18 protein-coding genes are annotated in these 21481 nt (G+C 73.0%); 6 read left to right on the forward strand and 12 right to left on the reverse strand.

Features of this window, described 5'->3' with window-relative positions; all coding sequences use genetic code 11:
- Nucleotides 1-85 precede the first annotated feature (85 nt).
- Nucleotides 86-1498, forward strand: a complete 1413-nt coding sequence (locus ABLE53_RS15800) for an amidase (RefSeq protein WP_348859974.1) — start codon at nt 86-88, stop codon at nt 1496-1498.
- Complete coding sequence (locus tag ABLE53_RS15805; RefSeq protein WP_348859975.1) at nt 1495-2253, forward strand: FadR/GntR family transcriptional regulator; 759 nt, start codon at nt 1495-1497, stop codon at nt 2251-2253. Before ABLE53_RS15800 ends, ABLE53_RS15805 begins: the two co-directional genes overlap by 4 nt.
- Before the next feature lie 9 nt (nt 2254-2262).
- Here the strand turns inward: ABLE53_RS15805 and nudC are convergent, their stop codons facing one another.
- Nucleotides 2263-3192: an NAD(+) diphosphatase gene (gene nudC, locus ABLE53_RS15810; protein ID WP_348859976.1), complete on the reverse strand. Its 930-nt coding sequence runs from the start codon at nt 3190-3192 to the stop codon at nt 2263-2265.
- A gap of 37 nt (nt 3193-3229) precedes the next feature.
- Between nudC and ABLE53_RS15815 the strand changes: the two genes are divergently transcribed.
- Nucleotides 3230-4645 (forward strand): MFS transporter, encoded by a 1416-nt coding sequence (locus ABLE53_RS15815; RefSeq protein WP_348859977.1) that lies wholly within the window; start codon nt 3230-3232, stop codon nt 4643-4645.
- Here the strand turns inward: ABLE53_RS15815 and ABLE53_RS15820 are convergent.
- Genes ABLE53_RS15820 through ABLE53_RS15830 form a run of 3 tightly spaced genes read right to left on the reverse strand, consistent with a single transcriptional unit; the run spans nt 4611 to nt 7020 of the window.
- Nucleotides 4611-5648 (reverse strand): hypothetical protein, encoded by a 1038-nt coding sequence (locus ABLE53_RS15820; protein WP_348859978.1) that lies wholly within the window; start codon nt 5646-5648, stop codon nt 4611-4613. The two genes, ABLE53_RS15815 and ABLE53_RS15820, sit on opposite strands and share 35 nt — an antisense overlap.
- The gene (locus tag ABLE53_RS15825; RefSeq protein WP_348859979.1) at nt 5645-6550 is read right to left on the reverse strand and encodes an ATP-binding cassette domain-containing protein; all 906 of its coding nucleotides are present in this window, start codon (nt 6548-6550) and stop codon (nt 5645-5647) included. The genes ABLE53_RS15820 and ABLE53_RS15825 overlap by 4 nt, the downstream gene beginning before the upstream one ends.
- The gene (locus ABLE53_RS15830) at nt 6547-7020 is read right to left on the reverse strand and encodes a GntR family transcriptional regulator (RefSeq protein ID WP_348859980.1); all 474 of its coding nucleotides are present in this window, start codon (nt 7018-7020) and stop codon (nt 6547-6549) included. Before ABLE53_RS15830 ends, ABLE53_RS15825 begins: the two co-directional genes overlap by 4 nt.
- 77 nt (nt 7021-7097) lie before the next feature.
- On the opposite strand from ABLE53_RS15830, the gene ABLE53_RS15835 reads away from it, so the two are divergent.
- Both ABLE53_RS15835 and ABLE53_RS15840 read left to right on the forward strand, forming a co-directional pair.
- A complete protein-coding gene (locus ABLE53_RS15835) occupies nt 7098-8249 on the forward strand; it encodes an FAD-dependent oxidoreductase (protein WP_348859981.1) in 1152 nt (383 codons plus the stop codon).
- 38 nt (nt 8250-8287) lie between these two features.
- A complete protein-coding gene (locus ABLE53_RS15840) occupies nt 8288-8794 on the forward strand; it encodes an OsmC family protein (RefSeq protein ID WP_348859982.1) in 507 nt (168 codons plus the stop codon).
- On the opposite strand, the gene ABLE53_RS15845 is transcribed toward ABLE53_RS15840, so the two are convergent.
- Together ABLE53_RS15845 and ABLE53_RS15850 are read right to left on the reverse strand one after the other, a co-directional pair.
- Entirely contained in the window at nt 8778-11969 is a 3192-nt protein-coding gene (locus ABLE53_RS15845; protein ID WP_425474889.1) for an ATP-dependent helicase, read from the reverse strand. The two genes, ABLE53_RS15840 and ABLE53_RS15845, sit on opposite strands and share 17 nt — an antisense overlap.
- 20 nt (nt 11970-11989) lie before the next feature.
- Nucleotides 11990-15178 carry an ATP-dependent helicase gene (locus tag ABLE53_RS15850; protein WP_348859985.1) on the reverse strand — a complete coding sequence of 1063 codons (3189 nt, stop codon included), beginning with the start codon at nt 15176-15178 and terminating at the stop codon, nt 11990-11992.
- 143 nt (nt 15179-15321) lie between these two features.
- Here ABLE53_RS15850 and ABLE53_RS15855 point away from each other — a divergent pair, with 143 nt between their 5' ends.
- Nucleotides 15322-16596, forward strand: a complete 1275-nt coding sequence (locus ABLE53_RS15855; protein ID WP_348859986.1) for an arylsulfotransferase family protein — start codon at nt 15322-15324, stop codon at nt 16594-16596.
- Between the two features lie 9 nt (nt 16597-16605).
- Here ABLE53_RS15855 and ABLE53_RS15860 read toward each other — a convergent pair whose 3' ends face one another.
- From ABLE53_RS15860 to ABLE53_RS15885, 6 genes are all read right to left on the reverse strand, one after another.
- A complete protein-coding gene (locus ABLE53_RS15860; RefSeq protein WP_348859987.1) occupies nt 16606-17019 on the reverse strand; it encodes a cupin domain-containing protein in 414 nt (137 codons plus the stop codon).
- A 9-nt stretch (nt 17020-17028) separates the two neighbouring features.
- On the reverse strand, nt 17029-17757 hold the full coding sequence (locus ABLE53_RS15865; RefSeq protein WP_348859988.1) for a hypothetical protein: 729 nt from the start codon (nt 17755-17757) through the stop codon (nt 17029-17031).
- A 98-nt stretch (nt 17758-17855) separates the two neighbouring features.
- Nucleotides 17856-18521 (reverse strand): lysophospholipid acyltransferase family protein, encoded by a 666-nt coding sequence (locus ABLE53_RS15870; protein ID WP_348860384.1) that lies wholly within the window; start codon nt 18519-18521, stop codon nt 17856-17858.
- A 67-nt stretch (nt 18522-18588) separates the two neighbouring features.
- The gene (locus ABLE53_RS15875) at nt 18589-19632 is read right to left on the reverse strand and encodes an ABC transporter substrate-binding protein (protein ID WP_348859989.1); all 1044 of its coding nucleotides are present in this window, start codon (nt 19630-19632) and stop codon (nt 18589-18591) included.
- Nucleotides 19633-19676: 44 nt separating this feature from the next.
- Entirely contained in the window at nt 19677-20582 is a 906-nt protein-coding gene (locus ABLE53_RS15880) for an ABC transporter permease (protein ID WP_348859990.1), read from the reverse strand.
- Complete coding sequence (locus ABLE53_RS15885) at nt 20572-21417, reverse strand: ABC transporter ATP-binding protein (protein WP_348859991.1); 846 nt, start codon at nt 21415-21417, stop codon at nt 20572-20574. Before ABLE53_RS15885 ends, ABLE53_RS15880 begins: the two co-directional genes overlap by 11 nt.
- Nucleotides 21418-21481 lie beyond the last annotated feature (64 nt).

Consider the following 21481-nt stretch of genomic DNA (forward strand, 5'->3'; position numbering starts at 1 on the left):
ATCGCGGCTACTCTGTCGACGCGCGTAGGAGGGTGTCAAGGGTGGCGCGCGGACCCCGAGATCGAGACCCAGCGAGGAGGCCGAGGTGCCGGATGACGTCGCGAGGCTGACGGCGGTCGAGATGGTGCAGCGGTACGCCGACCGCAGCCTCTCCCCCGTCGAGGTGCACGACGCCGTGCAGGACGTCGTGTCCACCGGCGAGCCGGTGCTCAACGCGCTCTGGGTCCGCGACGACCCGGAGGAGACGCGGAAGGCGGCCCAGGCCAGCGAGGCCCGCTGGGCGGCCGGCTCCCCGCTCGGGCCGATCGACGGCGTACCCGTGACGCTCAAGGAGAACATCGCCCGCCGCGGTGTCCCGATGCCCGCGGGCAACGCCGGGGTGACGCCGGTCGTCCCCGACCGGGACGCGCCCGTCACCGCCCGGGTGCTCGAGGCCGGCGGGGTCGTGCTCGGGGCCACCGTCATGCCCGACTGGGGGATGCTCACCTCCGGCGTCTCGAGCCTGCACGGCATCACCCGCAGCCCGTGGGACCCGGCCTGGACGACCGGCGGGTCCAGCTCAGGCGCCGGTGCGGCCGCGGCGGCCGGCTACGGACCGCTCCACGTCGGCACCGACATCGGCGGCTCGATCCGGCTGCCCGGCACCTTCCTCGGGCTCGCGACGCTCAAGCCGAGCGCCGGCCGGGTCGCGCTCGACGCGCCCTACCTCGGCCGGGCCGCCGGGCCGCTCGCCCGGACGGTCGCCGACGCCGCGCTGTTCATGGAGGTGCTGAGCCGCCCCGACCCCGACGAGCGGGACTGGACCAGCCTGCCCCCGGCCGACGTCGACTGGGCCCTGGAGGACCTCGACGTGTCGGGTCTGCGCGTAGGTCTCCACCTCGATGCCGGCTGCGGCGTGCCGCCCGACCCGGAGGTCGCCGGCGCGGTCGGCCGTGCCGCCGCGGTCTTCGAGGCGGCAGGCGCGGCCGTCGAGCCCGTCGAGCCGTTCATGGCACCCGAGCTGCTCGAGGACCTCGACCAGTTCTGGCGGGTGCGGTCGTGGAACGACTACGCCGCGCTGTCGGCGGAGCAGCGGCGCAGGGTGCTCCCCTACATCGCCGACTGGTGCCACCACGGCGCCGACGTGAGCGGAGTCCGGGTGCTGCGCTGCTACCAGAGCATCATGGAGATCCAGCGCCGGACGGTCGCCGCGACCACGGCGTACGACGTCGTCCTCTCGCCGGTTTCGCCGGTGGCGGCCTTCCCGGCCGAGCAGCCGATGCCGTTCCTCGAGCCCGGCCGGGGGATGTGGCACATCGGCTTCACCGCCCCCTACAACATGTCGGGACAGCCGGCTGCGACCGTCAACGCCGGCTTCACCGCCGACGGCAGGCCGATCGGCGTCCAGCTCTCCGGGCGGCGGTTCGACGACCCCGGGGTGCTGCGGGCCGCGGCGTGGTACGAGGCGAACCGGCCCGCCGACGCCTGCCCGCACTGGCCGCGGGTGGGCGCGTCGTGAGCCGGACGAGCCCGTTCCGGCAAGTGCGGCCGGTGCGGCTCTACCAGAACATCGTCGACCAGATCGAGGGAGCGATCTCCCGCGGTGAGCTCAAGCCGGGCGAGCGGCTGCCGAGCGAGCGCGAGCTGGTGGGGCTCTTCGGCGCGTCGCGTCCGACGGTGCGCGAGGCGCTGCGCGTGCTCGAGGCGAACGGCGTCGTACGCTCGCGGCCCGGGGACCCGAACGGGCCGGAGGTGCTGCCGTTCTCGTCGGCGGGACTGGCCAAGCAGATGACCCGGCTGGCGCAGCTCGAGGAGCTCTCGATCGGCGAGCTGATCGCGTTCCGGATGATCATCGACGGCTCGGCGAGCATGCTGGCGGCGTACCTCCGCAGTCCCGAGGAGCTCGCCGCGATGCAGGCGACGCTGGTCGCGATGGAGGGCTCGATCGAGGTGGGGTACGACGCGTTCAGCGCCGCCGACCTCGACTTCCACGACGCGATCGCGCAGGCGAGCCGCAACCGGATGATCCAGATTTGCAACGCCGTCGTACGCGACGTCGTGCTGCAGCTGATCGAGGACAAGGTCTCGCACGCGCTCGACAGCGAGGCGCTGATGCGGGAGTCGCTCGCGCACCACCGCGAGGTGCTCGCCGCGATCGGCGCCGGTGACGGCGAGGGGGCGGCGCGGATCAGCCGGCGCAAGCTCTACGACTACTACGCCGGCTACGTCCCCGAGGGCGAGCAGGCGACGATGCTCGCCCTGCTCGAGGACTGACGCTGCGGGCTACCAGCTGCCGGGGAGCGGTCCGCCGTACCACGCCTCGACGAGCGAGCGGCTGATCGAGACGCCGCTGGGGAGCATGATCTCGCCGCTCTCCGCGCCGGCCTTGAGGTCCGCCCGGGTGAACCAGCGGGCGTCGGCGATCTCGTCCTCGTCGCACTCGATGTCGGTCGTTCGTGCGCGGCCGGTGAACCCGAGCATCAGGCTGGCCGGCAGCGGCCACGGCTGGTTGCCGAAGTAGGTGACCTCGCCGACGAGGACGCCGGTCTCCTCGGCGACCTCGCGGCGTACGGCGTCCTCGAGCGACTCTCCCGGCTCGCAGAAGCCGGCCAGGGTGGAGAACCGCCCGGCCGGCCAGCGGGCGTGGTGGCCGAGCAGGCAGCGCTCGTCCTCGGCGCCCGGCTCTCCGTCGGTGACGATCATGATGACCGCGGGGTCGGTGCGCGGGAACGTCTGGTGGCCGTTCGCGCAGACCAGCTCGTGGCCCTCCGCGGCCGGGTGGACCGGCTCGCCGCAGCGGCTGCAGAACCTGGTCGCGGCGTGCCACTCGGCCAGCCCGATCGCGTGCAGCAGGAGCGAGGCGTCGGTGCTGTCGGCGACCAGCGCGGGGAACAGTCCCCGCAGCCCGAGCCAGTCGCCGCCGGCGTACTCCCGATCGGTCAGGACGGCGAAGTGCGCGGTGCCGTCGCGCTCCCCCAGCAGCACGCGTACGCCGTCCGGCGCCTCGCCCGGACCCACCCACGCGACGCCCTTGTCCGAGGGCGCCACGAGGTTGCCGGCGACGACGAGCACCCGGCTGGTGTCGTCCGCCCAGCGCTCCTCGAGCCAGCCCGGGTCGGTGCGACGGTGGCCGCTGCGGTCGTGGGGGCTGCGGAGCAGCTGCTCGTGGACGTGACCGGGCTCATGGGGGTCGTACTGCTCGGTGGGAGGCACGTCCCCGAGGCTAGTCCGCCGTCGATAGGTTGGCGCGGTGACGACGGCACCGGAGGCAGGCACGAGCGCGACCGGCCGGGCGGCCGTCCTGACGGCGACGACGCTCGGCCTCACGCTGTCGATGTTCAACTCCACGATCGTCAACGTCATGATCCCCGCGGTCGGCTCCTCGTTCGGCTCCTCGTCCAGCCAGCTGCAGTGGATCTCGTCGCTCTACACCCTGTGCTACGCCGCGCTGCTGCTGCCCGGCGGCGCGATCGGCAGCCGGGTCGGGCGGCGGACGGCCTTCCTCTCCGGGATCGCCCTCTTCGCGGCGGGCTGCCTGCTGTGCGCGGTCGCGCCGGCGTACCCCTTCCTGCTCGCCGGCCGCGTCGTCCAGGCCGTCGGCGCGGCGGTGATGCTGCCGCAGACGCTGACGATCCTGGTGCACGAGTACGCCCAGCCGGCCGCCCGCGCCCGCGCCGTCGGCATCTGGGCCGGCGGCGCCTCCCTCGGCCTCGCCGCGGGGCCGGTGCTCGGCGGGATCTTCGTCGCCGTCACGTCCTGGCGGGTGGGCTTCGGGGTCAGCATGGTGCTCGCGCTCCTCACGCTCGTCCTGGGCTGGAGCGCCGTGCCGCACGCCCGGCACGGACGGCCGGCGCAGCCGCCGCCGATCGACGCCGTCGGGGCCGCGCTCTCGGTGGTGACGCTGACGGCGCTGGTCTTCGCCCTCATCGAGTCCTCCGAGCGGGGCTGGGGCTCGGGGCTCATCCTCGGCGCGCTGGCCCTCTTCGCGGTCGCGCTCGTCGCGTTCCTGGCGTCGCAGTGGCACCGGGGACGCGCCGGCCGGAGCCCGCTGATGCCGCTGCGGCTGTGGCGCTCGCCCCGGTTCGTCGCCGCCAACCTGACCGGGCTGGTCTACTTCATCGCCTTCTTCGCGGTGCTCTACTTCTTCAGCCTCGACCTGCAGGACACCCGCGGCTACGAGCCGCTCGTCGCCGGGCTCGCGTTCCTCCCGCTCACACTGCTCGTCGCGGCGCTCGGGCCGGTGGCCGGCCGGCTGAGCGGCTCGTACGGCACGGCGCCGGTCATGGTCGCCGGCCTGGTCGTCGCCGCCCTCGGCTGCGTCGCGCTGGCGTTGCTGCCCGCCCACGCACCGCTGCTCGACCTCGAGTGGCGGCTCGCCGTGGTCGGCGTCGGCTCCGGACTGGTCAGCTCGCCCACGAGCACCGCCGCCGTCTCGAGCGTCCCCGCGGCGGACAGCGGCTCCGCGTCAGCGGTCTACAACACCTTCCGGCAGCTCGGGTCGACCCTCGGCGTCGCCGCCATCGGCGTGGTCGTGGGATCCACCGACGCCGCCGGCTTCGCGCGCGGCCTCGACCGCGGGATGTGGGTCGTCGCCGGACTCCTCGTGCTCACGGCGCTGCTCGCCTCGGCACTCACGCTGCGCGGCGACGTACGAACCACACCGTGAGACCCAGCAGGACGACGGCGAGCAGCAGCAGCCAACCGCCCTCGATCCACTGGAACGTCCAGAACCGCTCGTGCGGCTGGTACGTCGTCAGCTGCCGGTAGCCGTGCTGCAGGAGGTAGGTCACCGGGTCCTGGGGTGGTTTCTGGCCGGCTTCGACGTGTGCGGCGTACCCGCCGTTGGTCACGTGGACCCCGATCGCCGAGAGGACCCGGTTGAGCTCGGCGTCGCCGACCGGCGAGCCGCCCTTCGCCCAGTGCTGGCTCAGTGTCCAGTCCCGCAGGTCGCCGGTCATGCTGCTGGTGACGACCGGCGCCTCGTAGTGCGGGCGGAGCTTGGTCGCGGTGAGTGCCATCAGCCCGGCCCAGACCGCGAGCGCGGCGACCACCGCAGGGACGACCCGACGCAGCAGGATCCCGGCCAGCGCACCGAGAGCGAAGGCGAGCAGGGTCCAGGCCGCGAACGCGACGCCGAGCAGGACGAACATCGGCGGGTCGAGCCGGGACGCGCCGGCACTGTCGAAGAGCGGCTGATACGTCCAGCCGACGAGGACGCTGAAGGCCCAGCCGAGGGCGACCAGCACCACCGCGGGTGGGACCAGCATCGCGACCGTCCAGCGCACCCGGCCGACACCCTGGGTCCAGGCGTAGCGGAACGTCCCCGCCTCGAGCTCCCTCGCCAGGATCGGCGCACCGCAGAAGGTCCCGATGAGACCGGGAACGAACATGAGCAGCGTGGCGAGCACGTGGTGGGCGTTGGCCTGCTGGAACTCCTGCATCCCGAACGTGCATGCGGCCGAGCTCGCGGGGTGGCACGACTGCGCGGCGTCGTAGGCGTCCCGGGTCCGGAGGCCGACGATGACGACATAGACGGTGATGCCGGCGAGCAGGGCGACGACGGCCGCAACGGCCGACCGATGGCGGCGCCAGGCGACCCAGAGCAGGCGCTGCCATCCGACCGGACGCAGCGCGGCCGAGCCGAGACCGGGCATGAGCGTCGCGGTCATCGGGTCACCTCCAAGTGCTGGTTCGCCGGGAGAGCGCCGGCCGAGGCACCCGATTCGCGGAGGTAGGCGAGGGCGAGCTCCTCCAGGCCGACGGGCCTCGCCTCCCAGCCCGCCGCGATCGGCTCACGCGCCAGGTCGGCCCGGACCAGGAGGTGCGCCTGCGTGGTCCCCCGAGTCAGGTGCACGACGTCGAGCCGCTGCGCGACCTCCGCCGCCTGCGCGGCCGGGCCGCTGAGCAGGTGATGGCAGGCGAGCAGGTCGTCGACCTCCCCGGCCAGCTGGACGCTGCCGCCGGCGAGCAGGACGAGGTGATCGGCAACGCGCTCCACCTCGGCGAGCACGTGGGAGGACAGCACGACCGAGAGCCCGTCGTCGGCCATCGCCGCCACCACGGCCGCCATGAAGTCGTGGCGCGCGAGCGGGTCGAGCATCGCCGTCGGCTCGTCGAGCACGAGCATTCGCGGTCGTCGCGCCAGCGCGAGGGTCAGGGCGAGCTGGGCCCGCTGGCCGCCGGAGAGCGCACCGGCACGATGCCCGAGCTCGATGCCGAGCTCGTCGAGCCGGCCGCGGGCATACGCCTGGTCGAAGCGGCGGTTGAGGTTGCGGGTGAGGTGGAGCATGTCGGCAACAGAGAGGTGGGCGTAGACCGGAGTGTCCTGGGCGACGTACGCGATCTCCTCCAGTGCCGCGGCGGAGCCGGCCGGCAGTCCGTCAAGCACGGCGACCGAGCCGGTCGTGGGCCGGGTCAGGCCGACGCAGAGGTTGAGCAGCGTGGTCTTGCCCGCGCCGTTGGGACCGACGAGCGCGGAGAGCCGGCCGGCCGGGACATCGAGGGTGCACCCGCTCAGCGCCCACGTGGCGCCGTACCTCCGGCCGAGCTCGCGTGCCTCGATGACGTTCATGCGACGCCCTCCGCCTCGCTAGGTGCCCGCCGCGCCTCATGAAAATCCCGCAGTGTGTTGGTGACGAGGGCGACCACGTCGTCCTCGTCGAGACCGGCCTTGTCGGCCTCGGCCAGCCAGCCGAGCAGCGTCCGGCGCAGCTCGGCGAGCTCGGGCAGCGCGACCTGGCTCAGCGTCGCCTCGACGAAGGTGCCGACCCCGGGTCGTCCGCCTGCGAGCCCCTTCGCCTCGAGGTCGCGGTAGGCCTTCAGGACGGTGTTGGGGTTGATCGCCAGCGAGGCAACCACGTCGCGCACCTTGGGCAGCTGGTCGCCCGGGGCGAGGTATCCGAGCCGGAGAGCGTGCTCGACCTGCTGGACGAGCTGCAGATAGGTCGGCACGCCCGACGCCGGGTCGAGCCGGAACGCGATAGGGGAACCGGTCGCGCTGCCGGCGCCGTCCACCGATCCGTTCTGTTTATCTAATGTCATAGGACAATAGTGAGCAGAGGATCGGCGCCCGTCAAGGGCCTGCAATAAAAGAGCCCGGCACCTGCGTTGAGCGGTGCGTGGAGGTTCTCGACTCGCTGGTGATCGGCGCCGGACAGGCCGGGCTCTCCGCCTCCTACCACCTCACCCGCCGCGGGATCGACCACGTCGTCCTCGACGCCGACAGGTCCCCAGGCGGCGCCTGGCAGCACCGTTGGGACTCGCTGACGATGCACGACGTCCACGGGATCGCCGAGCTGCCCGGAGCCGAGCGGCTCCCGCTCAGCGACGAGCGGGCGAACCTCGCCGTGCCGGCGTACTTCACGGCGTACGAGCGGCTCCACGACCTGCCCGTGGTCCGGCCGGTCGCGGTCGACCGGGTGGAGTCGACGGGCCCGAGCGACGGGGAGCCCCGGCGCGACGGCCTGCTGGTGACGTACGCCGGCGACCGCAACTGGGTCTCGCGGACGCTCGTCAACGCGACCGGCACCTGGTCGCACCCCTACGTGCCCTACTACCCCGGCATCGGGTCGTTCCGTGGGGAGCAGCTGCACACCCACGACTACCCGGGCCCCGAGCACTTCCGCGGGAGGCGCACCGTCGTCGTCGGCGCCGGTGCCTCGGCGGTCCAGCTGCTCGGCGAGATCGCGCTGGTCACCGACGTGCTCTGGGTGACCCGGCGGCCGCCGGTCTGGCGTACGACGGAGTTCAGTCCGGAGGCCGGCTCCGCAGCGGTGGCCCTGGTCGAGGACCGCGTACGCCGCGGGCTCCCGCCGCAGTCGGTCGTCTCCGTCACCGGGCTGATGCTGCGGCCGCAGGAGGAGGCGGCGCGCCGGCTCGGGGTGTACGACCGACGGCTGCCGATGTTCGCCTCGATCGAGCCCGACGGCGTGCGCTGGCCCGACGGCCGCTTCGATCCGGTCGACGTGATCCTGTGGGCGACCGGCTTCCGGCCGGCGATCGGGCACCTCGCTCCCCTGCGCCTGCGCGGCCCGGCCGGCGGCATCCAGCTCGACCGGCACGGCACCACCGTCGTCGTCGACCCGCGGGTGCAGCTGGTCGGCTACGGGCCGTCGGCCTCCACCATCGGCGCCAACCGGGCCGGCCGGGCAGCCGCGCGCGGCGTCGCCGCCTGGCTGGCCGGGCACCCGGCGCCCTCGGTCAACGCGGCGTCCGTGGACCTGGGCGGCGCCGACGACGCCGACGAGGTCGGCGACGAGGCGTCCGCCTGACCCTGGTGCGCCCGGCCGCGTCGCGCCATGCTGAGCGGATGGACGCCAGCACCCTGCGAGACGCACAGGCGCCGCTGAAGGCGCGCTACCGGGAGGACCCGTCGGCGGCGCTGACGCCGGTCTCCGCACGCGGCGACTACCGCGACGGCGGTGTCACGGCGACGGTCGACGGGTTCGCCGGGCCGGTGCGCGCCGGGCTGCACCGGGCCACCGGCGGCGACGGCTCGGACGCCTGCTCGGGCGACCTGCTGATGGAGGCGCTGCTGGCCTGCGCCGGCGTCACCCTGCGGGCGGTCGCCACCTCGATGGGCGTGGAGATCAGGTCGGCCGAGCTGGCCGCCGACGGCCTCTTCGACGCCCGCGGCACGCTCGGGGTCTCGCGCGAGGCGCCCGTGGGGGTGACCGGCGTACGCCTCACCTTCACGCTGGACACCGACGCCGACGACGCCGCCCTAGCGCGGCTGGCCACCGCGATCGAGCGCTACTGCGTCGTCGGGCAGTCGCTGGCGACCCCGCCGACCGTCACGGTCATCCGGAAGGGCTGACCAGCCGCTCCAGCTCCGCGCGCCCGGGCAGATCCTCCGGCTCGACGGTCTCGCCCGTGCGGACGTAGAAGAACGCCGCCCTCACGCGCTCGAGGGGTACGCCGGCCACCTCGGCCCAGGCGACCCGGTAGATCGCCAGCTGCAGCGGGTCGGCGGTGGCGCGCGCGTTGGTCTTCCAGTCGACGACGAGGTAGCCGCCGTCGGGCTCGGCATAGACCGCGTCGATCCGGCCGCGCACGACCTGGCCGGCGAGGACGAGCGCGAACGGAGCCTCGACCCGGTGCGGGGGACGGTGGGCGAAGGGACCGTGCTCGAACGCCTTGATGACCTCCTGCAGGTCGGACTCGTCGTCGACGCCGGCGTCGGCGCGGCCCGGTAGCTCGTCGGGGTCGAAGAGGTCCTGCTGGCCGAACCTCGCCTCGACCCAGGCGTGGAAGCGGGTCCCGAAGCGCGCCGCCGAGGACGGCGGCCGCGGCATCGGCCGCGCCAGGTCGCGGGCGAACTCCTCCGGGTCGTCGCGCAGCCTCGCCATCGCGGTGGCCGACAGCGAGGTCGGCAGAGGTACGGCGATCTCGGGCGCCTGCTCGAGGGCCGCCTCTTCGAGTAGCCGGGCAATCTCCTCGTCCCACTGCTGCACCCGGTCGAGCAGCATGACGTCCTCGATGACGGGATCGGCCGTCGTCTCGGCCACTCGGCGGGCTGCCTCGACGCGGCGCTCCACCTCGGCCGTGCGGTGGTCGATCGGCCACGGCAGGTCGACGACACGCTCGGCGTACGGGTTGGTCTCGGTGGTCTTGTCGACGATGCCCGCCCACCGGTCGGGCCGGCCGCCCCAGGCGGCCATCGCCTCCTTGGTGCGCTCGAGGTAGCGCGACGGGCCGAGCCCGCCCTTGAGATGGGGCGCCCACCGCCAGCAGGAGACGAGCAGCCGGTGGCGGGCCCGGGTCCAGGCGACGTAGGCGAGCCGGAGTTCCTCGAGCTGGTCGTGCTCCTTGCGACGGGCGGCGAGGTCGAGGATCGAGTCGTAGTCGTGGCCCTCGAGCTGCGGCAGGTCCCGCGCGTCGCCCCGCAGCGCGGCGGGCATCACGTGGGGGGACTTGAGCCAGGTCGACCGACCCTGGTTGGTCGGGAACTTGTTGTGGACGACGCCGACGACGAAGACGACGTCCCACTCCAGCCCCTTGGAGCGGTGGACGGTCAGCAGCTTGACGGAGTCGGCCTCGCTCGGGGTGGCGACGTCGAGGCCCTGGCCGAACTCGTCCTCGGCCTCCAGCCAGGCCAGCAGCGCCGCGAGGGTGACCTGGCCGTCGATCGCCTGGAACTCCGCGACCGCCTGCAGGAAGAGGTCGAGGTTGTCGCGCCGCGCCGCGGCCGCCGGGCTGACCGAGGAGGCGAGCTCGACGTCGATCCCGGTGACGTCCACGATCCGCCGGACGAGGTCGAGGATCGGCTCCCCCACCGCGCGGCGCAGCGAGCGCAGCTCCCCGGCGAGCAGCCCGAACCGCTCGCGCGCCTCGGGCGAGTAGTCGAGGTCGCCCGGGTCGTCGAGCGCGTCGCAGAGCGACGGCAGGTCGGTCGCGTCGGCGCCCGCCACGGCTGCCTCGAGCTGCTCCTCGATGTCGCCGAACTCCTGGCCGCCGCCCTGCACCCCCGCGAGCTCGCGGCTGCGCCGGCCGAGGAGCGCGAGGTCGCGCGGCCCGATCGCCCAGCGCGGCCCGGAGAGGACGGTGAGGAGCGCGGCGTTGGCGGTGACGTCCTGGACGAGCTGGAGCGTCGCGACCACCTCCGCGACCTCGGGCAGCCGCAGCAGCCCCTTCAGCCCGACGATCTCGACCGGGATCTCCCGGTCGGTCAGCGCGTCGAACACCGCGGCGGCCTGGGTGTTGTCGCGGGTGAGCACCCCGATGTCCTTCCACGCGGCCTCGCCGTGGGCGGCGATCACCTTGTCGGCGAGCCAGGCCAGCTCGTCGTCGTAGGTCTCGTGGACGATCGCCCGGACCTCGCCGGGCGCAGCGCCCTCCGTGGGGCGGAGCCGCTCCTCCTCCCGGCCCTCGTAGAGGTCGGCCGCGAGGTGGTTGGCGACCGCGAGGATGCGCTCGTCGGAGCGTCGGTTGACCGTGAGGGAGTACGACGGCGTACGACCCGCGCTGGTCGGGAAGTCGCGTCCGAACTCGAGGATGTTGCTGACCGAGGCCCCCCGCCAGCCGTAGATGGCCTGGTTGGGGTCGCCGACCGCGGTGACCGGGTGGCCATCGCCGAAGAGCCGGGAGAGCATCTGGGCCTGGGCGACCGAGGTGTCCTGATACTCGTCGAGGAGCACCACCTTGAACTTCCCACGTTCGATCCCGCCGACCTCCGGGCACTCCTGCGCCAGGCGGGCGGCCAGAGCGATCTGGTCGGAGAAGTCCATCAGGCCGAGGTGGGCCTTGAGCCGGCGGTAGCCCTCGACGAGGTCGAGCAGCTCGGCCCGCTTGACCGTCGCGTCGACGGCGTCCTGCAGCTTGTCGACGCGACCCTTCACGCGCTTGCCGTCGGCGAGCTGGTGTCGCAGCTCGGCGAGCTCGACCTCGAAGAGCGCCCGCTCGTCGCGGTCGTAGGCGCGCAGCCGGGCCGGCTCGACGAGGTGCTCGCTCAGCTCGCCGTCGAGGGCGAGGAGGTACTGCACCGCGAGGCTGGGAGCGTCGGTCAGCGCGACGACCGGCGCGGTGTGGCGCTGCACGGCGCGAGCCGCCAGCTGATAGCGGCTGGCGGCCGCGATCAGCCGGGTGTCGGGCTCGTGGCCGATCCGCAGGCCGTGCTCGGAGAGGAGCGAGGAGGCGTAGGAGTGGTAGGTCGCGACCGTCGGCTCCTCGGGCTCCTCCTCGTCGTCGTCGAGCGGACGAGCGGTGTGCTCGGGCAGCAGCCCCGCCGCTCGGAGGCTGTCGCGGATGCGGCCCTGGAGCTCGGCGGTGGCCTTGGTCGTGAACGTCAGGCCGAGGACCTCCGAGGGCCGGACCCGGCCGGTCGCGACCAGCCAGACGACGCGGGCCGCCATGACGGCGGTCTTGCCGGAGCCGGCGCCGGCGATGACGACGGCCGGCTCGAGCGGCGCCGTGATCGCGGCGAACTGCTCGTCGCTGTAGAGCCAGTCGTGCCCCATGAGCGCGGCGAGCTGCTCGGGGGTGTCGACGGTCATCGGGGACGGGACGGTCTGGGTCACGAGAGCACCGATCCGGAGGCCTTGGCGGGACAGACGGCGAGGAACGCGCACCGGTCGCAGTAGCTCCCCGGCCGCGCGACGAAGGTCTCGGAGCGGATCGCGGCGACCGCCTCCTCGAGCTGGCCGACGACGAGGTCGCCGCCGGGCTCCTGGGCCTGCACCTTCGGCATCTCGTCACCGTGGCGCAGCTGGACCAGCTCCGCGCCGCCCGCGGAGACCTTGCGCCCGACGAGGTCGTCGGCGGCGCCGTGGTCGACCGCGAGCTGGTAGAGACCGAGCTGGGCGTGCTCGCGGACCTCGTCCTTCGTCGGTGGGTACTTCCCGGTCTTCAGATCGACCACGACCATGCGGCCGTCCTCGTCGAGCTCGAGCCGGTCGGCGTAGCCGTGCAGCGTCACCCGCTCACCGCTGGGCAGCGTCACCTCGGCACGGAGCCGCTGCTCGAACGCGACCACCGCGCGGGCGCCCGGCCTGCGCTGCCAGGCGAGGAAGCGCCCCAGCGCCTCGCGCACCGCCTCCCGCTCCCGCGAGGCCGACCACGGGGTCCGGAACTCGAGCCTGCCCCACACCTCGTCTACCAGCGGCATCAGGTCGTCCACGTCGTCGACGTCGAGCTCGCCCCGGGCGATCCGCTCGGCGATCGCGTGCACCACCTTGCCGAACCCCTGGCTGGCGGTGCTGATCTCGGCACCGCCCGCCTCCCGGCCGAGGAACCACTGCGCCGGGCAGCGCAGCAGCCCCTCGAGCGCGGACGCGGAGAGCGTGATCGGCTCGTCGTCGGGACGCACCGGCGTGCGGGACCGGGAGGGCGCCCGGAGCCCCCACCACGTCGACGGATCGGCGGCGGGCGCGACCGGCCGGCCGTGGATGTCGGTGGTCGCGAGCAGCCGGAGCCGGGCGGCGGCCGCCTGGCGAAGTGGCTCGGGCTGCGCCGGGTCGGCGAGCGTACGCCGGAGGTCGGCCACCAGCCCCGCCATCGAGAGCGGACGGGCCGGCCGGCCGATGCGGTGGCGGACGCGGTCGGAGGGCAGGCCGAGCTCGAGCAGGAAGCGCGAGGGCTGCTCGCCGTCGTCGTCCGGCGACCTCACCGCCGTGACGACCAGCCGCTGCCGCGCCCGCGTGGCGGCGACGTAGAACAGCCGGCGCTCCTCGGCGAGCATCGCCGACCGGCTCAGCGGCGGCAGCAGTCCGCCCTGGGTGACAGGCGCGATCCGGTCGGCGCCCAGCAGGGAGTCACGCCGCCGCAGGTCCGGCCAGGCGCCCTCCTGCACATGGGCGACCACGACGAGGCGCCACTCCAGCCCCTTGGACCGGTGGGCCGTCATCAGCCTCACGGTCTCGCCGCGCACGCCGCGGTCGGCGAGCGTGTCGGCCGGGATCTCCTGGGCCTGCAGCGTCGCCAGGAACGAGGCGACGGAGGTGAACTCCTGCTGCTCCTCGGCCTTCGCGGCGGTCTCGAACAGCGCGCAGAGCGCGTCGAGGTCGCGGTGGGCGAGCCGGGCCTGCTGGCCGCCGGACTCAGTGCCGGCGCGCAGCCGGCGCCCCCAGTCGGTGCCGTCCCAGAGCGTCCAGAGCACCTCCTCGGCGGTGCCGCCGTCGAGCAGCTGGACGCGCGCCCGGGAGACCAGGTCGGCGAGCCGCCGGGCACGGGCGGCCGCGGTCCCGTCGACGCCGCGCAGCAGCCCGGCATCGAGCACCGCCCGGCGGAGCAGCTCGGAGGGAGCCGCCTCCGGCTCGCGGGCCCGCAGCTCCCGGACCAGCGCGCGCACGTCGGTCGCGTCGAGCCCGCCCAGCGGCGAGACCAGGAGCTCCTCGACCCGGTCGGCCGCGACGTAGCGGTCGTCGGTCGGATCCTCGACCCCGGCGTCGACGACCAGCGACAGCGCGGACAGCAGCACGACGACGGCGGGCTCGCGCACCAGGGGCGTCTCGTCGCTCGCCACCTCGACGGGCACGCCCGCCGCGGTCAGGGAGCGCCGCAGCGTCGGGATCGAGGTGCGCCCGGAGCGGACGAGGACGGCCATGTCGGACCAGGCGATGCCGTCCTCGAGGTGGGCGCGGCGCAGCAGGTCGGCGACGTGCTCGGTCTCGGCCCGGGCGGTGTCGAAGGTGAGCACGTCGACCGAGCCGGGACCGAACTCCGTCGTGACCGGCTCGGGGTCGCGGAACACGGCGTACGCCTCCGCGGGGATGGCCCCGCGCACGGCGATCCCGGCGGCGATCGACCGCGACGCGCGCAGCAGGCGGGACCCGAAGCGCCGGGTCCGGCCGAGCGGCACGACCGGTGCCGGCCGGCCGTCGCGGGTCGGGAAGTCGCTCGGAAAGTCGAGGATTCCGCGCACGTCGGCGCCGCGGAAGCCGTAGATCGACTGGTCCGGGTCGCCGACGACCACCAGGTCGCGCCCGTCGCCGGCGATCGCCCGCAGCAGGGCGACCTGGCTCGGGTCGGTGTCCTGATACTCGTCCACGAAGACACAGGAGTACGCCGCCCGGAGCTCGTCGCGGTGGCGCTCGGCCTCGATCACGCCGCGGGCGATGAGGTCGGGGTAGTCGATCGCCGACTGGCTGCCGAGCACGTCGAGGTACTGCCCCAGGAAGATCCCGGCCGCCTCGAACTCCGGGGCGCCCTCGATGCGGCCGAGCTCGGTCAGCTGGTCGGGGTCCAGACCGCGCTCGCGCGCCCGCGCGATCACGGCCTGCACCTCGCGCGCGAAGCCGCGGGTGCCGACCGCCGCCTTGAGCGCGTCGGGCCAGCGCACCGACTCCGGGTGGTCGGTGAGCAGCTCCTGGAGCACGACGTCCTGCTCCGGGGCCGACAGCAGCCGCAGTGGTGCGGCGTACAGCTCCGCCGGCGCGTAGCGCCGCACGAGCGCGTAGGCGAAGGAGTGGAACGTCGAGGCGAGCGACCCCGACATCGTGCGGCCGAGCCGGCTCGTCACACGGTCGCGGAGCTGCTCGGCGGCCTTGCGCGAGAACGTCAGCGCGAGGACCTGGTCGGGGCCTACCCCACGGTGGTCGATGCGGTCGACGATCGCCTCGACCAGCGTCGTCGTCTTGCCCGTGCCGGGCCCGGCCAGCACGAGGAGCGGGCCGCCGGGATGGTCGACCACGCGCCGCTGGTGCTCGTCGAGCACGGGCACGGCCGCGGCAGGGTGCGGCTGCTCGAGTCGGTACGTCGTGGTCATGGCGCCACTCCATCATGGCGCACCGACAAGCCGGCCGGGACGACCCGCCGTACGGCGACGTCCCTCGCGCCGGCGTCGGCCGGTCGCTAGATTCTCTATGTCTAGTGACTTGCTAGACATATCTCGGAAACAAAGGAGCTTCCATGCGCTTCACTACGCGCTTCACCATTGGGGCCACCGGCGTCCTCGCCGGCATCGCCGCCCTCGCCGTGGCGGTGCCCGGCGCCGCCACGGCCACCGGGCCGACCTCGACCGGCGCCCCGCAGCCGGCCTCGCAGACGGCCTCCGACGCACCGCCGCTCACCGTCACGACCGACCGCCTCTCGGGCGCGCACGGGCATCGGGGCGGCGACATCTTCGTCGCGCCGTACGGCGACTCCGACACCTATGCGAGCGGCGCCGAGATCCTCAGTCCGGACGGCGGGAAGGTCGTCTGGTTCCACCCGGCCGAGGAGGGGAAGCAGATCGCCGACTTCCGGACCCAGACCTATCGCGGCAAGCCCGTGCTGACCTTCTGGCAGGGCACGGGCCTCGGCGGCCTGGCGACCGGCACCGACTACATCTACGACGACCACTACCGGAAGATCGCGGCGATCCACGCGGGCAACGGCTACTCCGCGGACGGCCACGAGTTCCTCATCACCCCGCAGGACACGGCGCTGATCCTCAGCTACACGCGGTCGACCGCCGACCTCACCGACATCGGCGGGCCCGCGAACCAGGCCGTGATCAACGGCGTCGTCCAGGAGATCGACATCCGCACCGGCAAGGTCCTCTTCGAGTGGAACAGCGCCGACCACGTGCCGTACGCCGAGAGCGAGCAGCCGCTGCCCTCCAGCGCCGACACCCCGTGGGACTGGTTCCACGTCAACGCCGTCAAGCTCGACACCGACGGCAACCTGCTGGTCGACGCCCGTGACACCTGGACGACGTACAAGATCCAGCGCCACACCGGCCGGATCCTGTGGAAGCTCGGGGGCAAGGACAGCAGCTTCGCCCTGAAGGCGGCGGACGGGCAGGTGCTCAACGACGACGGCAAGATCTTCGCCTGGCAGCACGACGCCGAGTCGCACGGGCACGGGGTCTACACCGTCTTCGACAACGAGGCCGCCGGGAGCGGCAACACCGGCACCGGCGTCTCCTCCGAGCTCTCCTACAGCCGTGCGGTGACCGTCCGGCTCGACACCCGGCGTCACACGGCGACCCTCGTCGACGCCGACGACCAGCCGAACGGCGACCTGGCGTCCTCGCAGGGCAACACCCAGCTGCTCCCGAACGGCCATCTCTTCACCGGGTGGGGGTCGCTTCCGGAGCTCTCCGAGACCGACCGGTCCGGCCGGGTCGTCTTCGACGCGACCTACCCCGACGGGCTGATCAGCTACCGCGCCTACCGGCTGCCCTGGCGCTCGGCCAGCTGACCCTCCGAGTCAGGCCAGCTCGAAGTCGGCGAAGTCGAAGCCCGGCGAGACGAGGCAGCTGACGAGGGCCTCCTCATCGCCCGGAAGCGTCCGCTGCCAGACACCGGCTGGCACGACCGCCTGCGGCGCCTGGCCGGCGGCGACATCGGTCCCCACGAGGACGGTGTCGCCGTCGGCCGGGACGTCGCCCGGGCCGCCGTACTGGAGACGTACGACGCCGGTGTGGGCCAGCCAGGTCTCGTCGGAGGCCACCCGGTGCCAGGCGGACGAGGCGCCCTTGGGCAGCAGGAAGTAGATCAGCGTTGCGGTCGGCCGGACCCGGCCGTCCGGAAGCGTGACCGTCTCCGGCGACACCCAGGTCTGGCGGTAGAGCCCGCCCTCGGGATGGGGCTGCAGGTCGAGCGCGTCCGCGAGGGAGGTCATGCGCGGAGGTTAGCGCGGCGCCGCCTCGCCCTCCTCGGCCCCCGCCTCGGCCTCGGTCTCCTCGTCGAAGCGCGGGTCGGCCATGAGGTACTGCCCGATCAGCCCCGGCCGCTTGTGCTCCTTGTGCCGCTGCTCGGGCACGAACCTGCCCTCGACCGCGTCCCAGAACGAGTCGGCGACCCGCATGATCCGGCGGGTGAACGAGCCGGCGTGGCCGGTGTGCGGGAGGTAGGGGTGCGGCCGCGTCGGCGCCCGCTCCTCCGCGGCCCGCAGGTCGGCCGTGATCTTCTCGAGGAGCTCGTCGGGCAGCTCCTTGCCGAGCCGGTCGGCGAGCTTCCGCTCCTGGCCCCACTGGCCGGCGAAGGCACGCTCGACGTCGCCCCAGACCTTGGCCCAGTCGAACGAGGTCTCGTAGGTCGAGCCGTACTCGTGGGCCTTCACGTGGGCCAGCACGACCTCGAGCTCGCGGGCAGGCCTGAGGTAGTCGTGCACGAGATAGCCGCCGTACTTGCAGTTGACCCGCACCGACGGCAGCACCACCTGGTCGACCGCGTGCAGGTGCTTGCTGGTGCCGGACAGGAAGAGGTCGATCGGCGGACAGCCGCGTTGGGAGATCTGGCGTCCGAAGGCCTCACGATGTGCCTCGCGCCGGTCGATCGTGGAGCGGGCCGCGTTGAGCCGCTCGTTGAGCTCGTCGTGCTTCTGCTGCAGGGCCTCCTGCAGGACAGTCGTACCCATGTCGCCTCACCTCGTCGTGCGTGGCGTGCCCTTGTCGGGCTCTGCCATCGTGCGCCTGTGCAGGGTTCACGAGCAAGGGACGCGGCTGGTTCAGCGGGTCAGGCCGGCGCGGAGCGCTCGTTGTAGACCCGGGCGGCCTCCTGGCCGGTGAGCTTCTGGATGGCCGCCATGATCTCGTCGGTCAGCACGCGACGGGCCTTCCCGAGAGGTACGCCGTCGTACTGGCCGGCGACCTGGATCGGGGCGCCGAACTCCACCGAGATCGGCGCCAGCCGGAAGCCGTTGCTGCCGACCGGCTGGACCTTCTCGGTGCCCTTCAGCCCGACGGGTACGACGGGCACGCCGGCCGTGAGCGCGAGATGGGCGACCCCCGTACGACCGCGGTAGAGCCGGCCGTCGCGCGACCGGGTGCCCTCGGGGTAGATGCCGAACGCCTCGCCCCGGCGCAGCACCTCCAGCGCGGTGTCGAGCGACTTGATCGCGGCCTGCGCGTCGTCCCGGTCGACGGGCAGCATCCCGAGGCCCTCGAACCACAGCCGCTGGGCGAAGCCCTTGACCCCGGTGCCCGTGAAGTAGTCCGACTTCGCGAGGAAGTGCACCGGCCGCGGGCTGGTGCACGGGATGACCACCGAGTCGACGAAGCTGAGGTGGTTGCTGGCGAGGATCACGCCGCCCTCGCGCGGGACGTTCTCGCGCCCGGTGACCGTGGGCCGCCAGATCCCGGTGAGGACGGGCGGCAGGATCGTGTGGAGGACGCGGTACATCACGCGGCTGATCATCCCGCGTCCGGCGCACCCCGTCACGCCGGGGTGACGGGGTGGCCGGCTGCGGTCAGGCGCCGTTCGCCGCCTGGGCGAACTTCGTCGTGTAGGTCTTGGACAGATCGATGTCGTCCTTGTGCGACTTCACGTCCTCGCTGAAGGTGCCGAGGACGTCGAGCACCGTCTTCGGCCCGCTGTCCGGCATCACGCCGTCGGAGGTGAACATCCCCTTCGAGGCTGCGATGGACTTCGTGTAGAGGTCCATGTCGCCGCCGGAGTAGTCGGCCGGCATCTTCGCGGCGACGTCGGCGGCCGAGTGCGAGGCGATCCAGCCGAGCGTCTTGACGAAGGCGTTGGCGATCTTCTGGACGGTCTTCGGGTTGTGCTCGACGTAGTCGCAGTCCATGTAGAGCGACGACGCCGGGTAGAGACCGCCGAGCGCCTGCTGGGTGCCCTTCACGGTGCGCATGTCGAGGAGGATCTTGCCGGCGCCCTTCTGGAGGACCTGCTCGACCGTGGGGTCGGTGGTCATCCCGGCGTCGATCCCGCCGTTCTGCATCGAGGAGAGGAACGTCGACCCGGCGCCCGCCTGCACGGTCGCGTAGTCCTCGGTGTCGACGCCGTTCTTTGTGGCGAGGTACTGCGTCAGGTAGTCGGTGGAGGAGCCCGCCGAGGTGACGCCGAGCTTCTTGCCGGCGAAGTCGGCCGGCGAGCGCACCGAGTCGGCGGCGTCGGAGGAGACCATCTCCACCTCGCCCGGCACCTTCGCGAGCTGGACCACGCTCTCGATGCACTTGCCCTGCGCCTGCAGCGTCACGGTGTGGTCGTAGAACCCGACCACGCCCTCGACCTGGTGGGCGACGAGCTCGGTCTCCGCGGTCGCCCCCGACGGCTCGGTCATCAGCTTGACGTCGAGGCCCTGGTCGTCGAAGTAGCCGAGGCGCTCGGTGAGCATCGCGGGGAGGTAGATCACCTTGTCGATCCCGCCGACCATGATCTTGATCTGGCCGCCGTCGGAGGCGTCGCCGGTGCTGGTCCGTCCGCAGGCGGTGACGGCGGAGGCGGCGAGCAGGAGGCCGGCGGCAGCGGCCGCGGCCCGGGTCTTCCGGTTCATGTCGTCCTTCTTTCGGTTCGTTTCGAGGAGTACGCCGGGGCGCCTCAGGCGCCGGCTGCCGCGGCCGTCGTCTGGGGTCGCCAGGAGGTGAGGCGCCGCTCGAGGCGGGTGATGAGCCACTCCGCGGCCAGGGCGACGACGGTGATGACCAACATCCCGGCGTACACCCCGGCGGCATCGAAGTTGCCCTGCGCGTGGGCGATGAGGAGACCCATGCCGCGGTCGGCGCCGGTGAACTCGCCGACGACCGCGCCGATCAGCGCGAACCCGAAGGCGACGTGCATGCTCGCGAGGATCCAGGACGTGGCGCTCGGCAGGACGATCGTCCGCAGCAGCGCCCAACGTCCGGCCCCGAGGATGCGCGCGTTGTCGATCAGGGTCTTGTCGACCTCGCGGGCCCCCTGGAAGGCGTTGAAGAAGACCGCGAAGAAGACGAGCACGAGAGCCGTCGCCACCTTCGAGCTCATGCCGAGGCCGAACCAGATCACGAACAGCGAGGCGAGCACGATGCGCGGGATGGCGTTGGCGCCCTTGATGAACGGCGCCAGCACCTCGGCCAGGAAGCGCGCCCGCCCGAGCAGGACGCCGAGGACGATGCCGAGCACGGTGCCGAGCACGAAGCCGTACACCGCCTCCTCGAGCGTGACGGCGATGTTGGACCAGATCGAGCCCTGCGACGTCCCGTCGGTGAACCAGGTGACGAGCTTGTCCCAGATGTCGCTCGGCATGGAGTAGTAGAAGGGGTCCATGATCGTCCGGGCAGCGAGCTCCCAGGAGCCCAGCCAGACGATCACGATCAGGAGCCGGACGGCGTTGACGGCGAGGAGGGAGTGACCGGTCCGGCCGCGCAGGAACGCGACGGGGCCGGACGGCCGCTTGCCGGCGGTGCCGGTGTCGGCGGGATCGGTGACGGTCGGGGCGGGGGTCGGGGTGGCGTGCTCAAGCGACATTGCCGGCTCCTCGGGCTCGGGTGATCTCGACTTCCTCGCGGAGGCTGTCCCACACGCGGCGGTAGAGCGCGGTGAAGTCGTCGGTCAGGCGGATCTCCTCGACCTTCCGCGGACGAGGCAGGTCGATGGGTACGACGTCCTTGACGGTCGCCGGGCCGGCCGTCATCACCACGACCCGGTCGGCGAGGGCGATCGCCTCGGTGAGGTCGTGGGTGACGAAGACGACCGCGGCGCCGGAGCCGGACCAGAGCCGGAGCAGCTCGTCCTGCATCAGCTCGCGGGTCTGGACGTCGAGCGCCCCGAACGGCTCGTCGAGCAGCAGGACGGTCGGCTCGGTGATGAGGGTCTGGGCCATGGCGACGCGCTTGCGCATGCCGCCGGAGAGCTGGTGCGGGTAGCGGTCCTCGAACCCGCCCAGGCCGACCCGGTCGATCCAGTCGCGGGCACGGCGCTCGGCCTCCTTCCCCGGCACCTTGCGGTAGCGGAGCCCCAGGGCGACGTTGTCGAGCACCGTCTTCCACGGGAGGATCGCGTCGGTCTGGAACATGTAGCCGACGCCGTCCGGGATGCCCGACACCGGCGTGCCGTCCACGGTCACGGTGCCGAGGGTCGCCGGCTCGAGGCCGGACACGAGCGAGAGCGTCGTGGACTTCCCGCAGCCGGTCGGGCCGACGACGGTGACGAACTCGCCCTTGGCGACGTCGAGCGTGACGTCGCGGATGGCGGTGAAGGGCGTGCCGCTCTTGGTGGCGAACCGCTTGGTCGCCTCCCGCAGGCTGATGGCGAGGTCCGCGCCGCCCGTGGCGGACGCTGGACCGGTGCTTGGGCTGGTCATGGGCGGCGACGCTAGGCTCTTATGTGACGACCGCCACAGTCTTGTGATCGATCGACTCGTTCGT

Source organism: Nocardioides asiaticus, from assembly GCF_040049175.1.
GTDB lineage: Bacteria > Actinomycetota > Actinomycetes > Propionibacteriales > Nocardioidaceae > Nocardioides > Nocardioides cheoyonin.